At 58.4% G+C, this 17,537-nt stretch carries 15 protein-coding genes; 8 read left to right on the top strand and 7 right to left on the bottom strand.

The features are described 5' to 3' along the window. Positions 1–242 precede the first annotated feature (242 nt). Together dnaK and grpE are read right to left on the bottom strand one after the other, a co-directional pair. Entirely contained in the window at positions 243–2,159 is a 1,917-nt protein-coding gene (gene dnaK, locus AB4N74_RS27985) for a molecular chaperone DnaK (RefSeq protein ID WP_007915221.1), read from the bottom strand. 102 nt (positions 2,160–2,261) lie between these two features. Next, positions 2,262–2,828, bottom strand: a complete 567-nt coding sequence (gene grpE / locus AB4N74_RS27980) for a nucleotide exchange factor GrpE (RefSeq protein ID WP_007915219.1) — start codon at positions 2,826–2,828, stop codon at positions 2,262–2,264. Positions 2,829–3,068: 240 nt separating this feature from the next. Between grpE and recN the strand changes: the two genes are divergently transcribed. After that, positions 3,069–4,742: a DNA repair protein RecN gene (gene recN, locus AB4N74_RS27975; RefSeq protein WP_460097873.1), complete on the top strand. Its 1,674-nt coding sequence runs from the start codon at positions 3,069–3,071 to the stop codon at positions 4,740–4,742. A 75-nt stretch (positions 4,743–4,817) separates the two neighbouring features. On the opposite strand, the gene fur is transcribed toward recN, so the two are convergent. Continuing rightward, positions 4,818–5,222 carry a ferric iron uptake transcriptional regulator gene (fur, locus tag AB4N74_RS27970; protein WP_003221515.1) on the bottom strand — a complete coding sequence of 135 codons (405 nt, stop codon included), beginning with the start codon at positions 5,220–5,222 and terminating at the stop codon, positions 4,818–4,820. 97 nt (positions 5,223–5,319) lie between these two features. On the opposite strand from fur, the gene AB4N74_RS27965 reads away from it, so the two are divergent. Continuing rightward, positions 5,320–5,847: an outer membrane protein assembly factor BamE gene (locus AB4N74_RS27965; protein WP_093435741.1), complete on the top strand. Its 528-nt coding sequence runs from the start codon at positions 5,320–5,322 to the stop codon at positions 5,845–5,847. Between the two features lie 60 nt (positions 5,848–5,907). Here the strand turns inward: AB4N74_RS27965 and AB4N74_RS27960 are convergent, their stop codons facing one another. Genes AB4N74_RS27960 through AB4N74_RS27950 form a run of 3 tightly spaced genes read right to left on the bottom strand, consistent with a single transcriptional unit; the run spans position 5,908 to position 8,060 of the window. Beyond that, a complete protein-coding gene (locus tag AB4N74_RS27960; protein WP_460097872.1) occupies positions 5,908–6,222 on the bottom strand; it encodes an RnfH family protein in 315 nt (104 codons plus the stop codon). Continuing rightward, positions 6,215–6,649: a type II toxin-antitoxin system RatA family toxin gene (locus tag AB4N74_RS27955; RefSeq protein ID WP_003221509.1), complete on the bottom strand. Its 435-nt coding sequence runs from the start codon at positions 6,647–6,649 to the stop codon at positions 6,215–6,217. The genes AB4N74_RS27960 and AB4N74_RS27955 overlap by 8 nt, the downstream gene beginning before the upstream one ends. 7 nt (positions 6,650–6,656) lie before the next feature. Next, positions 6,657–8,060, bottom strand: coding sequence for a sodium-dependent transporter (locus AB4N74_RS27950; protein ID WP_093435729.1), 1,404 nt, complete (start codon positions 8,058–8,060; stop codon positions 6,657–6,659). 119 nt (positions 8,061–8,179) lie between these two features. On the opposite strand from AB4N74_RS27950, the gene smpB reads away from it, so the two are divergent. Then, positions 8,180–8,662: an SsrA-binding protein SmpB gene (gene smpB / locus AB4N74_RS27945; RefSeq protein WP_007915208.1), complete on the top strand. Its 483-nt coding sequence runs from the start codon at positions 8,180–8,182 to the stop codon at positions 8,660–8,662. A gap of 133 nt (positions 8,663–8,795) precedes the next feature. Here smpB and AB4N74_RS27940 read toward each other — a convergent pair whose 3' ends face one another. After that, positions 8,796–9,563 carry an FCD domain-containing protein gene (locus AB4N74_RS27940; RefSeq protein WP_007915207.1) on the bottom strand — a complete coding sequence of 256 codons (768 nt, stop codon included), beginning with the start codon at positions 9,561–9,563 and terminating at the stop codon, positions 8,796–8,798. A gap of 262 nt (positions 9,564–9,825) precedes the next feature. On the opposite strand from AB4N74_RS27940, the gene AB4N74_RS27935 reads away from it, so the two are divergent. From AB4N74_RS27935 to AB4N74_RS27915, 5 genes are all read left to right on the top strand, one after another. Continuing rightward, entirely contained in the window at positions 9,826–11,520 is a 1,695-nt protein-coding gene (locus AB4N74_RS27935) for a lactate permease LctP family transporter (protein ID WP_427120045.1), read from the top strand. Between the two features lie 150 nt (positions 11,521–11,670). After that, positions 11,671–12,495, top strand: a complete 825-nt coding sequence (locus AB4N74_RS27930) for a (Fe-S)-binding protein (RefSeq protein WP_099757966.1) — start codon at positions 11,671–11,673, stop codon at positions 12,493–12,495. Next, positions 12,492–13,946: a LutB/LldF family L-lactate oxidation iron-sulfur protein gene (locus AB4N74_RS27925; RefSeq protein ID WP_007915200.1), complete on the top strand. Its 1,455-nt coding sequence runs from the start codon at positions 12,492–12,494 to the stop codon at positions 13,944–13,946. Before AB4N74_RS27930 ends, AB4N74_RS27925 begins: the two co-directional genes overlap by 4 nt. Next, positions 13,946–14,617 carry a LutC/YkgG family protein gene (locus AB4N74_RS27920; RefSeq protein ID WP_460097871.1) on the top strand — a complete coding sequence of 224 codons (672 nt, stop codon included), beginning with the start codon at positions 13,946–13,948 and terminating at the stop codon, positions 14,615–14,617. The genes AB4N74_RS27925 and AB4N74_RS27920 overlap by 1 nt, the downstream gene beginning before the upstream one ends. Next, on the top strand, positions 14,614–17,424 hold the full coding sequence (locus AB4N74_RS27915; protein ID WP_460097870.1) for an FAD-binding and (Fe-S)-binding domain-containing protein: 2,811 nt from the start codon (positions 14,614–14,616) through the stop codon (positions 17,422–17,424). The genes AB4N74_RS27920 and AB4N74_RS27915 overlap by 4 nt, the downstream gene beginning before the upstream one ends. The last annotated feature ends 113 nt before the right edge of the window (positions 17,425–17,537 follow it).

The raw sequence follows: 17,537 nt of genomic DNA, 5'->3' as shown, positions 1-17,537 counted from the left end.
TCGTTGAGCCCCAATACAGGCCCGGACCCAACTCACGTCAATTCAACGATCCTGGTCTTTGTTTCTTGCGGTACTTGCGGCGCGAAAAGCAGGAGCATTCCCGGCCATACCGCCAACATCCGAACCTTGTCGCATGCTGTAAAAATTCGCGTATTCCAGATACGCCAACGCGGGAGCTAGCTCCCGCGCGGCGACATCCTACCAGTCACTGCCTAAAGGCAGTCAACCGGCCGACCAACAACTTACTTGTGGTCTTTGACTTCTTCGAACTCTGCATCGACAACGTCGTCAGCCTTCTCAGCCGATTCGCCTTGCGGGGCTGCGCCATCAGCTGGCTGCGCCTGTTCGGCGTACATCTTCTGAGCAACCGGAGCGGAGACTTTCGACAGCTCTTCAACCTTGGCTTCGATAGCGGCCTTGTCGTCGCCTTTGACAGCGGCTTCCAGAGCAACCACAGCAGCCTCGATCGCAGTCTTCTCTTCGGCGGTGACTTTGTCGCCCGCATCAGCAATCATTTTGCGCGTCGAGTGAACCAGTGCGTCACCCTGGTTACGGGCAGCGGCCAGCTCTTCGAACTTGCGGTCTTCCTCAGCGTTGGCTTCGGCGTCACGCACCATGCGCTCGATTTCTTCGTCGGACAGACCGGAGTTGGCCTTGATCACGATCGACTGGGTCTTGCCGGTGGCCTTGTCTTTCGCACCAACGTGCAGGATGCCGTTAGCGTCGATGTCGAAGGTCACTTCGATCTGCGGCACGCCACGTGGAGCAGGTGGAATGTCGGCCAGGTCGAACTTGCCCAGGGACTTGTTCTGAGTGGCTTGCTTACGCTCGCCCTGCAGAACGTGAATGGTCACAGCGCCCTGGTTGTCGTCAGCAGTCGAGAACACTTGCGATTTCTTGGTAGGAATCGTGGTGTTTTTCTCGATCAGCGCGGTCATCACGCCACCCATGGTTTCGATACCCAGGGTCAGCGGGCTGACGTCGAGCAGCAGAACGTCTTTCACGTCACCAGCCAGAACAGCGCCCTGAATCGCAGCACCCATGGCAACAGCTTCGTCCGGGTTAACGTCTTTACGAGCTTCTTTACCGAAGAAATCGGTAACCAGCTTCTGTACCAGCGGCATACGGGTCTGACCACCGACCAGAATCACGTCGTTGATCGCGCCAACGTCCAGACCGGCGTCTTTCATGGCGATGCGGCAAGGTTCGATGGTGCGCTGAACCAGGTCTTCAACCAGTGCTTCGAGCTTGGCACGCGAGATCTTCACGTTCAGGTGCTTAGGACCGGTCGCGTCTGCAGTGATGTACGGCAGGTTGACGTCGGTCGACTGAGCGGACGACAGTTCGATCTTGGCTTTCTCAGCGGCTTCTTTCAGGCGCTGCATGGCCAGCGGGTCACCTTTGAGGTTCATGCCGCTTTCTTTCTTGAATTCGTCAACGAGGTAGTCGATCAGACGAATGTCAAAGTCTTCACCGCCGAGGAACGTGTCACCGTTGGTGGCCAGAACTTCGAACTGGTGCTCGCCATCAACTTCAGCGATCTCGATCACGGAAACGTCGAAAGTACCGCCACCCAGGTCATAAACGATCACGGTGTGATCGCCCTTGGCCTTGTCCATACCGTAAGCCAGAGCAGCTGCGGTCGGTTCGTTGATGATGCGTTTTACGTCCAGACCAGCGATGCGGCCGGCGTCTTTGGTCGCCTGACGCTGGCTGTCGTTGAAGTAGGCCGGAACGGTGATCACCGCTTCGGTCACGGTCTCGCCGAGGTAGTCTTCGGCGGTCTTCTTCATCTTCTTCAGAATTTCAGCCGAGATTTGTGGCGGTGCCATTTTCTGGCCGTTCACTTCAACCCAGGCGTCGTTGTTGTCAGCCTTGACGATCTTGTAAGGGACCATCTGGATGTCTTTCTGCACAACTTCTTCGTCGAAACGACGACCGATCAGACGCTTCACCGCGTACAGAGTGTTGTGCGGGTTGGTCACAGCCTGACGCTTGGCCGACTGACCTACCAGAATTTCGCCATCGTTGGCGTAAGCGATGATCGACGGCGTGGTACGCGCGCCTTCAGCGTTTTCAATAACTTTTGCTTTGCCGTTTTCCAGCACGGAGACGCAGGAGTTGGTGGTCCCCAGGTCGATACCGATAATTTTGCCCATGTTAACTCTCCCGAAACTTTGGATTTTTTTGCCGCAGCAGTGGTGGCTGACTGCGGTAATACTTAAACGCTTGACTTCTAAATGGGGGCCTTGCGGCTAATTTCAAGCCTTCTCGTCAATCGAAGGCGAAATTGGCGCAGGCGCCTTGCTGACCACAACCATGGCCGGACGCAGCAGGCGACCGTTGAGCTGGTAGCCCTTCTGGAACACCTTCAGAACGCTGTTCGGTTCTACGTCGGCGCTTTCTTGCATGGCCATCGCCTGATGCTGAACGGCGTTGAACGGTTCGCCGTGCGGATCGATCGCTTCCAGCTGATAACGCTTGAGGGTGTCGTGGAACATCTTCAGCGTCAGCTCGATGCCTTCGCGCATCGGACGAATGCTTTCGTCGTCCGGATTCGAAAGCTCAAGGCCGCGCTCCAGGCTGTCGACGATTGGCAACAGGTCGCCGGCGAATTTTTCCAGGGCAAACTTGTGCGCCTTCTCGACGTCCTGCTCGGCACGGCGACGGACGTTCTGCAGATCGGCAGCAACACGCAGAGATTGATCCTGCGCGGCGGCCAATTGCTCTTCGAGCACTTGTACACGGGTCGCCAGGTCATCACCCGAACCTTCGGGCGCCTGATTGGCTTCTGGGTTTTGCGTATCTACTGTCTGTTCGTCAGCCATAGAATTCTCCTTTCAATTTCGTCCGCGAGCCTGACTCGCGCTTCTGCCCCGATATATGGGGCCGCAAAATCAGGCTTCAAGGGCCTTCAAACATTAACCCTACAAAAAAGTGTCGAATCTTCATTCCTCAATGCGCTAAGCAGATTTTCGGTTCAAGCAAATCGACCTAAGGGAGGGCATTGTCAGCACGAAACAAAACACTGTATAAATAACCAGACCTTTAGCTTGGGAGCGGCCTTTATGCTGGTGCACCTGTCCGTACATAACTACGCCATCGTTGAACATCTCGATCTCGAACTTGATCGCGGGATGAGCGTGATCACGGGTGAAACCGGCGCCGGCAAGTCGATCATGCTCGACGCGCTGGGCCTGACCCTCGGCGATCGTGCCGACAGCGGCGTGGTGCGCCCCGGCGCCGACAAGGCCGACATCCTCGCGACCTTCGATCTGGCGGACATCCCTGAAGCCAGCGCATGGCTGGCCGAGCGTGACCTGGAGACCGACGGCCCGTGCATTCTGCGCCGGGTGATCACCTCCGAAGGTCGTTCACGCGGCTACATCAACGGCACCCCCTGCCCGCTCGGCGACCTCAAGTCATTGGGCGAGTTGTTGATCGATATCCATAGCCAGCATGAACACCAGTCCCTGCTGAAAACCGATACTCACCGCCGCCTGCTGGACGAGTACGCCGGCGCTACCGACCTGGCCCGCCAGGTTCAGCTCGCCGCCCAGCGCTGGCGCCAGACTCGCCAGGAGCTGGAGCGCCTCTCCAATTCCGGCGACGAACAACGCGCCCGCCATCAATTGCTGAGCTATCAACTTGAAGAGCTGGAAAACCTCGGCCTCGGTGATAACGAGCTGGAGCAACTTGAGCAGGAACACAAAAACCTGACCAACGCCGAAACCTTGCTGGGCATTTGTCGGCAAGTGGTCGAACAATGCAGCGAAAGCGATTCCGGCAATGTATTGAATGCACTGACCGCCAGCCTTAATCGCCTGTCGAGCGTGAACAATTCCGTTGGCGCACTGGGCGAAGCGAGCAGTTTGCTCACCAGCGCACAGATTCAGGTCGAAGAAGCCGTTGGCGAACTGAATCGCTTCCTCGATAACTTCGATGCCGATCCGGCGCGCCTGCAATATCTGGAAGAACGTCTCGACGCTATTTATACCCTGGCGCGCAAACACCGGATTCAACCCACCGAAGTCGGCGAAATGCAGCAGAAACTGCTGGATGAGATCGAAACCCTCAACGCCAATGACGAATCCATTGAGCGCCTGGGTGAAGAATTGGCCTCCTACGCCCGCCACTACCAGGAGAAAGCCCGAGAACTGAGCGATTTGCGTCATCAGGCTGCCGGCAGTCTAGCCAGCGCGGTTGAGCAGGAGATCCAGCGGCTGGGTATGCCTGGTGGTCGATTTACCATCGAATTAAAGGCCAACAGCAGCGACGAGTTATTGCCCAACGGGCTGGAACAGGTCGAATTGCTGGTCAGCGCCAACCCGGGCCAGCCGCTGAAGGCGCTGGCGAAAGTCGCTTCCGGCGGTGAGCTGTCACGGATCAGCCTGGCGATTCAGGTCATCACCGCACAGACATCCCGTGTTCCGACTCTGGTATTCGACGAAGTGGACGTCGGCATCGGTGGCCCGACCGCAGAAATTGTCGGCCAACTGTTGCGCCGTCTCGGCGATCGCGGCCAGGTACTGACTGTCACGCACTTGCCGCAAGTGGCCGCGCAAGGCCATCAGCATCTGTTCGTGCACAAGGTGCGCGGTGAAGAGGCGACGCACACTGCCGTTTCCAAACTGAGCAAGAGTGACCGCATAGAAGAAGTGGCACGGATGCTCGGCGGCATCGATCTGACCAAGGAATCCCTGGCCCACGCGAAAAAAATGGTGGTCACTGCCAAGGTTTAGCAATGACAGAAAGCACGAAGGCGACCCTTGGGTCGCCTTCGTTCGTTTCGCGAATGTGAAATTCGCGCGACATGCTTACTTTTTCTTGCGCACGTACAGCACCAGATTGTGATCTACCAGATCAACACCGTGCTCCTCGGCAATTGCCTTCTGGAGCTTTTCGATTTCCGGGCTGACGAATTCGACGACTTCACCGGTTTCCACGTTGACCATATGGTCGTGGTGGCCACCGTCGGCCAATTCGAATACCGCATGGCCGCCGTCGAAGTTGTGACGGACCACGAGGCCAGCCGCTTCGAACTGGGTCAGAACACGGTAAACCGTGGCCAGACCGACGTCCTCACCAGCCTCCATCAACGCCTTGTAGACGTCCTCGGCACTCATGTGACGCTGCTCTGTAGAGTCGAGCATTTGCAGGATCTTGACCCGTGGCAGGGTCACTTTGAGGCCGGCTTTGCGTAGTTCGCTATTTTCAACCATGGTCAGCTTTCTCGCGATGCTGCTTCGCAGCTTCTCTTAATGCGGGTATGATCGGCGTTTACGTTGTCCCAGCCAAGATAGTGGAAGTCGCCCACCGATGCAAAACACCAAGCTCTTGCTAACCAGTTTCACCTTTGTGGGACTGCTCGCACTCGCCGGTTGTTCATTCCCCGGGGTTTACAAAATCGACATCCAGCAGGGCAATGTCGTCACGCAGGACATGATAGACCAGTTACGCCCGGGAATGACCCGGCCGCAAGTACGGTTTATCATGGGTAACCCTCTGCTTGTCGACACGTTCCATGCCGATCGCTGGGATTATCTGTACAGCCTGCAACCGGGTGGCGGTGAACGCCAACAGGAACGCATCAGCGTTATTTTCAACTCAAACGACCAGCTTGTCAGCCTGTCCGGTGACTTTATGCCGGGCGTAAGCCGTGATGAAGCCATTCTCGGCAAGGACAATGGCACGACCGTGACCGCTCCTGCTGAAAACGCCGAGAAGCCAAAACCGGAAAAACCGGTCAAACCAGGTTCCTTGCTGGATCAGATCCAGAAGGACGTCGATGGTGTGGAAACCGTTCCGGTTCCAACACCAGAGCCGCTGGACACCTCGCCGCAATAATTTGCGACGCAATAAAAAACCCGGAAATTCCGGGTTTTTTATTGACTGCGATTTGGCTTTTTACGCGTTTCGCGCTTTGGCCTCGGCAGCCTTGGCCGCTCGCAAGCGCCGAACCTCTTTCGGATCGGCAAGTAATGGGCGATAAATCTCGATGCGCTCCCCTGCCTGAATAACCCGCGAGTCCGGGTCAGCAACCACTTTGCCAAAGATGCCCAGCGGGCACTCCGCCAGATTCAACTCTGGAAACTCGCTAGAGATACCCGATGCAAGCACCGCAGCCCGCACCGTCGCGCCTTCATTGACGTTGAACGAGCGCAATACCTGACGATCCACCGCCGCGTATACCACCTCTATCTCGATCACCGGCTCAACCATGCATCTGCTTGGCGCGCTGGCAGAACGCGTCCACTAGCGTATTCGCAGCCTGATTGAACAGCGGCCCCAACGTCGCGCGTACCAGCGGCCCGGCGTAATCGAACGACAGATCCAGACTGATCTTGCAGGCCTTCTCGTTCAAAGCCTTGAACACCCAGACGCCGTGCAACTGATTGAACGGGCCTTCTTCCAGGTTCATTTCAATCGACTGCCCCGGCACCAGCGTATTACGCGTCACGAAATGCTGACTGAGGCCGCCCTTGGCCACGCCAACACTGGCGCGCATATGCTCCGGCGAGCTTTCCAGCACTTCCGCCGAGGAGCACCACGGCAGAAATTCCGGGTAGCGCGCCACGTCGTTGACCAGGTCGTAGAGAAATTGCGCCGGGTACGGCAGCAACGCCGATCGTTGAATATGTGTCGTCATGTGAGCGTTACTTCCAGAGCTGAGCGGCAAACACTACAAGAATGCCGATGGGCGCCACGTAGCGCATCAAGAACAAAGACAGGGCGAACAGTAGCGGATTGCGGATCGACAACTCGTCGCGTACCGCTTCACGCCCCATCACCCATCCGGCAAACAGCACGAAACACAGGCCACCGAGCGGCAGCATGATCCGTGAGGTGAAGAAATCGATCACACCAAAGAAGTCCAGACCGCTCTGCGCACCCCATTGGTAGAGATGGAACATCCCGCCTTCGTTCACGAAAAATTTGGCTTCCTTCCAGATATTGAAGGAGAACACCGTGCCCAGACCGACGAACCAGCAAGTGAAGGCAAGCCAGAAAGTCACCCACGCGCGGCTGACTTTGGTGCGCTCAACCAAGTAGGCAACCATCGGTTCCAGAAGGGAGATCGCCGAGCTCCAGGCAGCGATCGCCACCAGCACAAAGAACACCACGCCCATCAACTGACCGAACGCCACGTTACCAAAGGCAAATGGCAGACTGACGAACATCAGCCCCGGCCCTTCGCTAGGGTTCAGGCCTCCGGCAAATACAATCGGGAACAAGGCCAGACCGGCGATCAGCGAAACAAAGGTATCGAGCAGTGCCACGCCGACAACGGTGCCCGACAACGATGAGCTCTTCGGCATATAAGCACCGTAGATCATGATCGAACCGACACCGACGCTCAGCGAGAAGAACGCGTGCCCCATGGCCGGCAACAAGCCGTCGAGGACTTTTTCCGGGTGGAAGTCGAACATGAAATGCACGCCCTCCATGAAATGCCCGGTGGTCATGCTGTAACCCAGCAACACCAGAATCATCACGAACAGCAGCGGCATCATGATGCGCAGGCTGCGCTCAAGCCCGGCGACCACGCCCTTGGCGATGACGAAGGCCGACAGCAGCATGAAAATCGTATGCCAAAGTGTCAGACGCCATGGATTGGAGATGACATTGCCGAAATAAGCGCCGACCTGATCGGCTGTGGCGCCCTGGAAGTCGCCGCGGCCCATGTCGACAATGTAGTCCAGCGACCAGCCGCCGACCACACTATAGAAAGACAGGATCAACAATGCCGTGATCATCCCGGCAAATGCGCCCCACGACCATTTGCCCGAGTGCCCGGCTTCCAGCGCCAGCACCTTCAAGGCGTTCGCCGGACTCTGGCGGGCGCGCCGGCCGATCAGGGTTTCAGCGAGCATGACCGGGATGCCGATCAGCGCGATGCACGCCAGAAACATCAGCACAAAGGCGCCGCCGCCGTAGACCCCGACCATGTAGGGGAACTTCCAGATACTACCCAGTCCCACGGCCGAACCGGTCGCGGCGAGTATGAATACCCAGCGGCTAGCCCAACTGCCGTGGACAGAAACCTTGTCTGTCGACATCGTTTATCACGCCCAAGCGTTAGAAAAAGAGGCCGCATTGTCCGGGATTCACTCAACCTGCTCAAGCACGCAGCAACACCGTAGCCGACGGCGGTTTATCTCCATATAATGCCGCCCCTATGGCTAAACAGAAGAAACACCCAACAGGGACCATCGCGCAGAACAAAAAGGCGCGACACGATTACTTCATCGAGCACAAGTTCGAGGCTGGTCTGGTCCTGGCCGGCTGGGAAGTAAAAAGTCTGCGGGCAAGCAAGCTACAGCTGGTCGACAGCTATGTTCTGCTCAAGGATGGCGAAGCATGGTTGCTCGGCAGCCACATCACGCCTCTGATGACCGCAAGTACCCACGTCATCGCTGACCCGGTGCGCACACGCAAATTGCTGCTCAACCGCCGCGAGCTGGAAAAGCTCGCCGCCGCTGTGCAGCAAAAGGGTTACGCCTGCGTCTGCCTGTCCTGGTACTGGAGCAAGCACATGGTCAAGTGCGAAATTGCTCTGGGCAAGGGCAAGAAGGAATACGACAAGCGTGATACCGAGCGTGAGCGCGACGCCGGTCGTGAACTGCAGCGTGCGGTGCGCAACAAGGGCAAGGAAGACTAATTTCTTCTGCCTTTAAAGCGTATTCGCGAGCAGGTCGAATCGTCGCACCGTCGCTCCCACCTTGGAATGCATTTCAATGTGGGAGCGAGCTTGCTTGCGAAAGCTATTGCAGCATCAACACAAAAACAACTGATCACATCCCCTTGCGCCGCTCCGCCCGGGCCATGCGCTGAACCTCTTGCCGCACCTCTTCCAGCACTTCCTGCACATACAAGATATGTCGGCTGGAGACTTCTCGCGCCTGCTCCGCGCGACCTTCAATAATCGCCAGATACAATTCCCGATGCTGGGTAATCAGCATGTCGCGAGTTTCCGTGCGCTGCTTGTACATGCCGCCGATGTTGGTGACGACGTTGCGCTTGAGCAGATCGAACAGCCCGCGAATGGTGTGCAACAGCACGGCGTTATGGCTGGCTTCGGCAATTGCCAGGTGGAATTTCGCATCCGCCGCGCCCTCCTCCGCCCGACTGACTTCATCGTGACGCGAATAGCAGTCCTGCAGCTCTTCGAACGCGGCGGTCAGCCGCTCACGATCGACATCGGTGGCGCGCAATGCGGCGTAATAGGCGCACGATGCCTCCAAAGTATGCCGAAACTCCAGTAGATCGCGCTGTGCTTCAGGATTGCTTTCGAGCAACTGCAGCAGCGGATCACTGAACGTCGAGCCGAGGCTTTCCACGACATAGTTGCCGCCGCCCTGACGACTGACCAGCAGACCTTTGGCCGCCAGTTTCTGAATCGCTTCGCGCAGCGACGGCCGTGATACGCCAAATTGTTCTGCCAGCGTGCGCTCCGCTGGCAGCCGCTCACCGGACTTCAGCGTGCCCTCGAGGATCATCCCCTCAAGTCGCTCGACAATATCGTCAGACAAACGGCGCTGCCGAATCTGATCAAACCCCATAACTCATTTCTCCACGATCCCGACCGCTCGCCGGGCTCTCTATTCTGGCCTATCGGCGCCTTGCCGACATCTACCAGACGCCACTTGCGCAAACCAGATCAGATGCGATCTGCACCGCTTGCTCGACAAAAGTTTTAGAGCGGCAAATTGACACACCGACACCAAGGCTTTTACCCTAGCCAACAGCGATTGTAAATTGGTCTTACCAATTATCCAAGAACGCTGACAGTGCCTGACCAACAACAATTAGGGGCCACCCCATATGCAAACCTGGCAACAGCTCTACAGCCCGCTCGGCAGTCTCGGCGTGTCCGCACTCGCGGCCGTCATTCCCATCGTGTTCTTTTTCCTCGCATTGGCGGTGTTCCGCCTCAAGGGCCACGTGGCCGGGAGCATCACCCTCGCCCTGTCGATTGCCGTGGCGATCTTCGCGTTCCACATGCCGGTCGACATGGCCTTCGCCGCTGCCGGATATGGCTTCGCCTACGGTCTGTGGCCGATTGCCTGGATCATTGTCGCGGCGGTGTTCCTTTACAAACTGACGGTCAAAAGTGGTCAGTTCGAGGTCATTCGCAGCTCGGTGTTATCGATTACTGACGACCAGCGCCTGCAAGTGCTGCTGATCGGTTTCTGCTTCGGAGCGTTCCTGGAAGGTGCCGCCGGTTTCGGTGCGCCCGTGGCGATTACTGCCGCGTTGCTGGTCGGACTGGGCTTCAACCCCCTGTACGCCGCTGGCCTGTGCCTGATCGCCAACACCGCACCGGTAGCGTTCGGTGCACTGGGGATCCCGATCATCGTCGCCGGCCAAGTCACCGGTATCGACGCGTTCAAGATCGGCGCCATGACCGGTCGCCAACTGCCGTTGCTGTCGCTGTTCGTGCCGTTTTGGCTGGTGTTCATGATGGACGGCCTGCGCGGCGTACGTGAAACCTGGCCGGCTGCGCTGGTTGCAGGCCTGAGCTTCGCCATCACCCAATACTTCACCTCGAACTTCATTGGGCCAGAATTGCCGGACATCACCTCGGCGCTGGCCAGCCTGATATCGCTGACCCTGTTCCTGAAAATCTGGCAGCCAAAACGCACCGCAGGCGCGCAAATCGCCGGCGCCACGTCGAGCGCAGCGATCACCGCCAGCGTCGGCGGTTTCGGCCAGAAGCGCACCACTGTGGCTTCGCCTTACAGCCTCGGGGAAATTTTCAAAGCCTGGTCGCCGTTCCTGATCCTCACCGTACTGGTGACCATCTGGACGCTGAAGCCTTTCAAAGCGATGTTCGCCGCTGGCGGTTCGATGTACAGCTGGGTGTTCAACTTCGCGATTCCGCACCTTGATCAATTAGTGATCAAAACCGCGCCCATCGTGGCCACCCCTACCGCCATTCCAGCGGTGTTCAAACTCGACCCGATTTCCGCGACCGGCACGGCGATTTTCTTCTCCGCGCTGATCTCGATGCTGGTCTTGAAGATCAACTTCAAAACTGGTCTGACCACTTTGAAAGAGACCTTCTACGAACTGCGCTGGCCCATCCTGTCGATCGGCATGGTGCTGGCGTTCGCCTTCGTCACCAACTACTCCGGCATGTCTTCGACCATGGCGCTGGTATTGGCAGCGACCGGCGCGGCGTTCCCGTTCTTCTCACCGTTCCTTGGCTGGCTGGGCGTGTTCCTCACCGGTTCGGATACTTCATCCAACGCCCTGTTCAGCTCGCTGCAAGCGACCACCGCTCACCAGATCGGCGTCAATGACACCCTGCTGGTGGCAGCGAACACCAGCGGCGGCGTGACCGGCAAGATGATCTCGCCACAATCGATCGCCGTGGCCTGCGCCGCGACCGGTCTGGTGGGCAAGGAGTCGGATCTGTTCCGCTTCACCCTCAAGCACAGCCTATTCTTTGCAACGATTGTCGGTTTGATCACCCTGGCTCAGGCCTACTGGTTCACCGGCATGCTGGTGCACTAAACCTACACGCGAAACAGAAATAACCGACGCCGATCCGTGATTTCGGCGTCAGCAATTCACAACCCGGTCTGTAAGGCTGCTGAAAGCAACGCTCTTTATATTCAGCAGCCGTCACAGACGGATAACCGGGCCCACCCGGAGACACGCCTGATGAGCGAGCTTTTTTACAACGCTGTGCCAAACGCGACCCGCGTGGCACCGCCACTGCCCGAACCTCGGCAATACCCCAGCGAGAAACCGTCGCGGGTCTACCTGTTCGGCACGTGTGTGGTCGACCTGTTCTACCCCGAAGCCGGGATGGACGCGATCCACTTGCTGGAGCGCGAAGGGATCCGGGTCGAGTATCCGCAAGGGCAGAGTTGCTGCGGCCAACCGGCCTACACCTCGGGTTACACCGAGCAGGCGCGGACGGTAGCGCGCTCGCAACTGGCGCTGTTTGCCGGGGATTATCCGGTGGTGGTGCCGTCGGGTTCCTGCGCCGGCATGCTGCGTGAGCATTACGCCGACTTGTTCAAGGACGAGCCGGAGACGTTGAAACAGGTTCAGGCCCTCGCGGCCCGCACCTATGAACTGGCCGAGTTTCTGCTGTTCGTCTGCAAGGTGCAGCTCAAGGACAGCGGCGAACCGGTCAAAGTCGCGCTGCACACTTCGTGTTCGGCACGGCGGGAAATGAACACCCACCTGCACGGCCGCGAGTTGTTGGCGCAGTTGAGCAACGTGGAACGGGTCAACCACGACCACGAAAGCGAATGCTGTGGCTTCGGCGGGACATTCAGCGTCCGTATGCCAGACATTTCCGGCGCGATGGTGGCTGACAAGACCCAAGCGCTGAAGGATTCAGGCGCGCACAAGGTGTTAAGCGCCGACTGTGGCTGTTTGATGAACATCAACGGCGCATTGGAGAAACAAAAAGAAGCGCTGCGCGGGCAACATCTCGCGAGCTTCTTGTGGCAACGAACCGGAGGTGCGCAATGAGCACTTCCGCGATTATTCCTACGGTCGCCGTAGAAGAAGATTTCCGCACCCGGGCACACAATGCCTTGGGCGATCAGCAGCTACGGAACAATTTCCGCACTGCCATGGACTCACTGATGGTCAAGCGGGCAGCCGCTTTCAGTGATGCCCACGAAAGAGAACATTTGCGCGCACTGGGCAATTCGATCAAGGCCCGCGCGCTGTCCAAGCTGCCCGACCTGCTCGAGCAACTGGAACAGAACCTGACCCGCAACGGTGTGACAGTGCACTGGGCGGAAACGGTGGACGAGGCCAATGGCATCGTCTTATCGATCATCCGCGCTCACGAGGCGCGGCAAGTGATCAAGGGCAAATCGATGGTCAGCGAAGAGATGGAGATGAACCATTTCCTCGAGGCTCGGGACATTGAATGTCTGGAGTCCGATATGGGGGAATACATCGTCCAGCTCGACCACGAGAAGCCTTCACACATCATTATGCCGGCGATCCACAAGAATGCCGGTCAGGTCGCGTCCTTGTTCCACGACAAACTTGGCGTGGAATACACCAAGGACGTTGACCAACTCATTCAGATCGGTCGCAGAGTCCTGCGGCAGAAATTCTTCGAAGCGGACATCGGCGTCTCCGGTGTCAACTTCGCCGTCGCCGAAACCGGCACCCTGCTGCTGGTGGAAAACGAAGGCAACGGGCGCATGACCACCACCGTGCCGCCGGTGCACATCGCCGTCACCGGCATCGAAAAAGTCGTGGAAAACCTACGCGACGTGGTGCCGTTGCTGTCACTGCTGACGCGTTCGGCGCTGGGCATTCCGATCACCACTTACGTCAACATGATCTCCGGCCCGCGCAAGGAGCACGAACTCGACGGCCCGCAGGAAGTGCATCTGGTGTTGCTCGACAACGGTCGCAGTCAGGCCTTCGCCGACAGTGAACTGCGTCAGACCTTGAACTGCATCCGCTGCGGCGCCTGCATGAACCATTGCCCGGTCTACACCCGCGTCGGCGGCCACACCTATGGCGAGGTGTACCCGGGACCGATCGGCAAAATCATCACCCCGCACATGGTCGGTCTGGCCAAAGTCCCCGATCACCCGAGCGCATCATCGCTGTGCGGTGCCTGCGGCGAAGTCTGTCCGGTAAAAATTCCGATTCCGGCAATCCTGCGACGCCTGCGCGAAGAGAACGTCAAAGCCCCGGACAGCCCGAATCAAGTGATGCGCGGTCAGGGCAGCAAGTATTCGCGCAAGGAACGTTTCATCTGGAACGCCTGGGCCAGGCTCAACAGCTCGCCGACCTTGTATCGATTGTTCGGCTTCTTCGCCACGCGCCTGCGTGCCCTGACCCCGAGCAATGTCGGCCCATGGACACAAAACCACAGCGCGCCGAAACCCGCTGCCCGCTCACTGCACGACATGGCCCGCGAGCATCTGGCCAAACAGGGAGACCGCTGATGAGCGCCAAGCAAAATATCCTCGGCAAGCTGCGGAAAAGTCTGACTGGCGCCACACCGATTGCCGACAACTTCGATGTCGAACTAGTGACGCAGCCTTACACCTACAGCGCCGAACAACGCATCCCGCAACTGCGCAAATTGATGGAAGCGGTGCACACCGAAATCCACCTGACCTCGGGCGAAGAATGGCCGGCGTTGCTCGCACAATTGTTGCGCGACCGCCAGTTGCCGAGTTTGTTGATCGCGCCGACGACAGCGCACGGGCAGAAAATCAAACAGCATTGGGCGAACAATCCTGATCTACCGACACTGAAATCCTACGACCGACCAATGGAAGAGTGGAAAGCCGAACTGTTCAACGACACCCCGGCCAGCCTCACCGGCACCCTCGGTGCCATCGCCGCCACCGGCAGCCTGATCCTCTGGCCAACCCGCGAAGAACCGCGGTTGATGAGCCTGGTACCGCCGGTGCATTTCGCCCTGCTCAAGGCCAGCGAAATCCGTGACAACTTCTATCAGGTGCAAGAGGAATTCGTGTGGGCCCAGGGCATGCCGACCAATGCGTTGCTGGTGTCCGGCCCGTCGAAAACAGCGGACATCGAGCAAGTGCTGGCTTACGGCGCCCACGGCCCGAAAGACCTCGTGGTGCTGATCCTGGAGGACCAATGACGCTTCCGGTAAATTTCCTGCGTGATGCGCAACAACTGATTCCAGCCGAGCGCCGTTTTGATGACCCGTTATCGACTCTGGCCTTTGGTACGGATGCCAGTTTTTATCGACTGATCCCGAAGCTGGTAATCCGCGTCGAGTCCGAAGATGAAGTGGTGGCGCTGCTAAAACTGGCTCAGCGCGACCATGTTCCAGTGACCTTCCGTGCGGCGGGCACCAGCCTCTCCGGTCAGGCGATCAGCGATTCTGTTTTGATCGTGCTTGGGGATAACTGGAACGCCCGCGAGATTCGCGGCCAAGGCACGCAAATCCGTCTGCAACCCGGGGTGATCGGCGCACAGGCCAACGCATGGCTGGCACCGTTCGGGCGCAAGATCGGCCCGGATCCGGCGTCGATCAACGCCTGCAAGATTGGCGGCATCGTCGCTAACAATGCCAGCGGCATGTGCTGCGGCACCGCGCAAAACACCTACCACACGCTGGCCGGGATTCGGCTGGTGCTGGCCGATGGCACGCGTCTGGATACCGAAGACGCGGCCAGTGTCGCGGCATTCCGCGTAAGCCACGGCGATCTGCTTGAGCGCTTGGCAACTTTAGGTCGCGAGACCCGCGCCAACGCCGAACTGGCTGCGCGAATCCGCCACAAATACCGTCTGAAAAATACCACCGGCCTGTCGCTCAACGCCCTGGTGGATTTCGATGAGCCCGTGGATATCTTGAGCCACCTGCTGGTCGGCTCCGAAGGCACCCTCGGTTTTATCAGCGCGGTGACCTACGACACGGTGATCGATCACCCGAACAAGGCCTCGGCGCTGATCGTGTTTCCGGATGTGGAAACCTGCTGCAACGCGGTCACCGTACTGAAAAGCCAACCGGTGTCCGCCGTAGAACTGCTGGATCGGCGCAGCCTGCGCTCGGTGCAAGACAAACCGGGCATGCCCGCTTTCGTACAACAGCTGTCGAACAATGCCTGCGCGCTGCTGATCGAATCCCGCGCCGCATCTTCCACTTTGCTGCAGGAACAACTGGCGCAGATCATGGCGTCGCTCAGCGGCTTCCCAGTGGAGAAGCAGGTCGACTTTACCGAAGACCCTGCCGAGAACGCCAAGCTCTGGGCGATCCGCAAGGACACCTTCCCCGCCGTGGGCGCAGTGCGCAAAACCGGCACCACGGTGATCATCGAAGACGTGACCTTCCCGGTCGAACAACTGGCGATCGGCGTCAATCGCCTGATCGAGCTGTTCGACAAACATGCCTACGATGAAGCGATCCTTTTCGGACACGCACTGGAAGGCAATCTGCACTTCGTCTTCACCCAAGGCTTCAACAACCCGGAAGAAGTCGCACGCTATCAAGCGTTCATGGACGACGTCGCGCAACTGGTGGCGGTGGAGTTCGGCGGCTCGTTAAAGGCTGAACACGGCACCGGGCGCAACATGGCGCCATTCGTGGAACTGGAATGGGGCAGCGACGCCTATCAACTGATGTGGCAGCTCAAACGTCTGCTCGACCCTAACGGCATTCTCAATCCCGACGTGGTGCTCAGCGAAGATCCGCAGATCCACCTCAAACATCTGAAGCCGCTGCCAGCAGCCGACGAGATTGTCGATAAGTGCATAGAGTGCGGCTTCTGCGAACCGGTCTGCCCGTCGAAAGGACTGACCCTGAGCCCGCGCCAGCGCATCGTCATCTGGCGCGATATTCAGGCGAAAAAACGTGCAGGTGTCGACACCAGCGAACTGGAAAAAGCCTACGAGTACCAAGGCATCGACACCTGCGCCGCGACCGGTCTGTGCGCGCAACGTTGCCCTGTAGGCATCAATACCGGTGAGCTGGTGAAAAAACTCCGAGCCCGACACGCAACGCATCAGAAAACCGCTGACTGGATCGAAGGAAATTTCGCCAAGACCCTGCAAGGCGCACGCTTCACCCTGCACGTGGCCAACGGCGCACGAATGATGCTCGGTGCACCGCGTCTGGCGAAACTTTCGGCAACCATTACGCGCCTGTCCAAAGGCCAGGTGCCGTTGTGGACGAATGCGATGCCGCAACCGGAGAAAGCCATTCGCTTCAGCCCCAGCGTGTCGGACGAGCGCCCGCGTGTGGTCTATCTAGCCGCATGTGTATCGCGAGTGATGGGGCCGGCGGCGGGTGACAAAGAGCAAATGTCGCTCTACGACAAAACCCGTGGTTTGCTGGAGAAGGCCGGCTACCAAGTGGTGTTCCCGGACAATCAGGACAATCTCTGCTGCGGCCAGCCCTTCGCCTCAAAAGGCTACACCGAACAGGCCGAACACAAACGCCAAGAGTTGATCAGCGCACTGCTGCATGCGAGTCGCGGCGGACTCGATCCGATCTACTGCGACACCAGTCCGTGCACGTTGCGACTGGTTCAGGACGTAGGAGAAACCCGTCTGGATCTGTACGACCCGGTGCGCTTCATTCGTATGCACCTTCTCGATCGACTCGACTTCACCCCGCAAGAGGCACCGATTGCCGTACACGTGACCTGCAGCACGCAACATCTGGGCGAAAGCCAGGCGTTGATCGATCTGGCGCGCAAGTGCAGCAACAACGTGGTCATCCCGGAAGGCATTCATTGCTGTGGGTTTGCCGGCGACAAAGGCTTCACCACGCCGGAGCTGAACAGCCATTCGCTGCGCACGCTCAAGGATGCCGTGCAGCATTGCAGCGAGGGAATTTCCACCAGTCGGACTTGTGAGATCGGTCTGACGCAACATGGCGGAATTGACTACCACGGACTGGTCTATCTGGTGGATCGCGTGACCCGGGCGAAGGCCTGCTGAAGAAAAATAGAACCCTTGAGTTCGACTGTAGTCCACAGAATAACCCCGACTGATCGGGGTTTTTCTTCCATACGGTTGCCCGTCCTGACGGCCAGCGAAGTCTGGACCCACTC

The organism is Pseudomonas sp. H3_C08, from assembly GCF_054669455.1.
This window is presented reverse-complemented; position numbering and strand designations above follow the sequence as displayed.

What these genes read in the sequence shown, in the direction of transcription:
- AB4N74_RS27950 (WP_093435729.1), bottom strand. Translation starts at nt 8,060, where the DNA reads ATGTCGACAGACAAGGTTTCTGTCCACGGCAGTTGGGCTAGCCGCTGG.
- AB4N74_RS27915 (WP_460097870.1), top strand. Translation starts at nt 14,614, where the DNA reads ATGACGCTTCCGGTAAATTTCCTGCGTGATGCGCAACAACTGATTCCA.
- AB4N74_RS27940 (WP_007915207.1), bottom strand. Translation starts at nt 9,563, where the DNA reads ATGGGGTTTGATCAGATTCGGCAGCGCCGTTTGTCTGACGATATTGTC.
- AB4N74_RS27960 (WP_460097872.1), bottom strand. Translation starts at nt 6,222, where the DNA reads ATGGTTGAGCCGGTGATCGAGATAGAGGTGGTATACGCGGCGGTGGAT.
- recN (WP_460097873.1), top strand. Translation starts at nt 3,069, where the DNA reads ATGCTGGTGCACCTGTCCGTACATAACTACGCCATCGTTGAACATCTC.
- AB4N74_RS27920 (WP_460097871.1), top strand. Translation starts at nt 13,946, where the DNA reads ATGAGCGCCAAGCAAAATATCCTCGGCAAGCTGCGGAAAAGTCTGACT.
- grpE (WP_007915219.1), bottom strand. Translation starts at nt 2,828, where the DNA reads ATGGCTGACGAACAGACAGTAGATACGCAAAACCCAGAAGCCAATCAG.
- smpB (WP_007915208.1), top strand. Translation starts at nt 8,180, where the DNA reads ATGGCTAAACAGAAGAAACACCCAACAGGGACCATCGCGCAGAACAAA.
- AB4N74_RS27930 (WP_099757966.1), top strand. Translation starts at nt 11,671, where the DNA reads ATGAGCGAGCTTTTTTACAACGCTGTGCCAAACGCGACCCGCGTGGCA.
- AB4N74_RS27925 (WP_007915200.1), top strand. Translation starts at nt 12,492, where the DNA reads ATGAGCACTTCCGCGATTATTCCTACGGTCGCCGTAGAAGAAGATTTC.
- dnaK (WP_007915221.1), bottom strand. Translation starts at nt 2,159, where the DNA reads ATGGGCAAAATTATCGGTATCGACCTGGGGACCACCAACTCCTGCGTC.
- AB4N74_RS27935 (WP_427120045.1), top strand. Translation starts at nt 9,826, where the DNA reads ATGCAAACCTGGCAACAGCTCTACAGCCCGCTCGGCAGTCTCGGCGTG.
- AB4N74_RS27965 (WP_093435741.1), top strand. Translation starts at nt 5,320, where the DNA reads ATGCAAAACACCAAGCTCTTGCTAACCAGTTTCACCTTTGTGGGACTG.
- fur (WP_003221515.1), bottom strand. Translation starts at nt 5,222, where the DNA reads ATGGTTGAAAATAGCGAACTACGCAAAGCCGGCCTCAAAGTGACCCTG.
- AB4N74_RS27955 (WP_003221509.1), bottom strand. Translation starts at nt 6,649, where the DNA reads ATGACGACACATATTCAACGATCGGCGTTGCTGCCGTACCCGGCGCAA.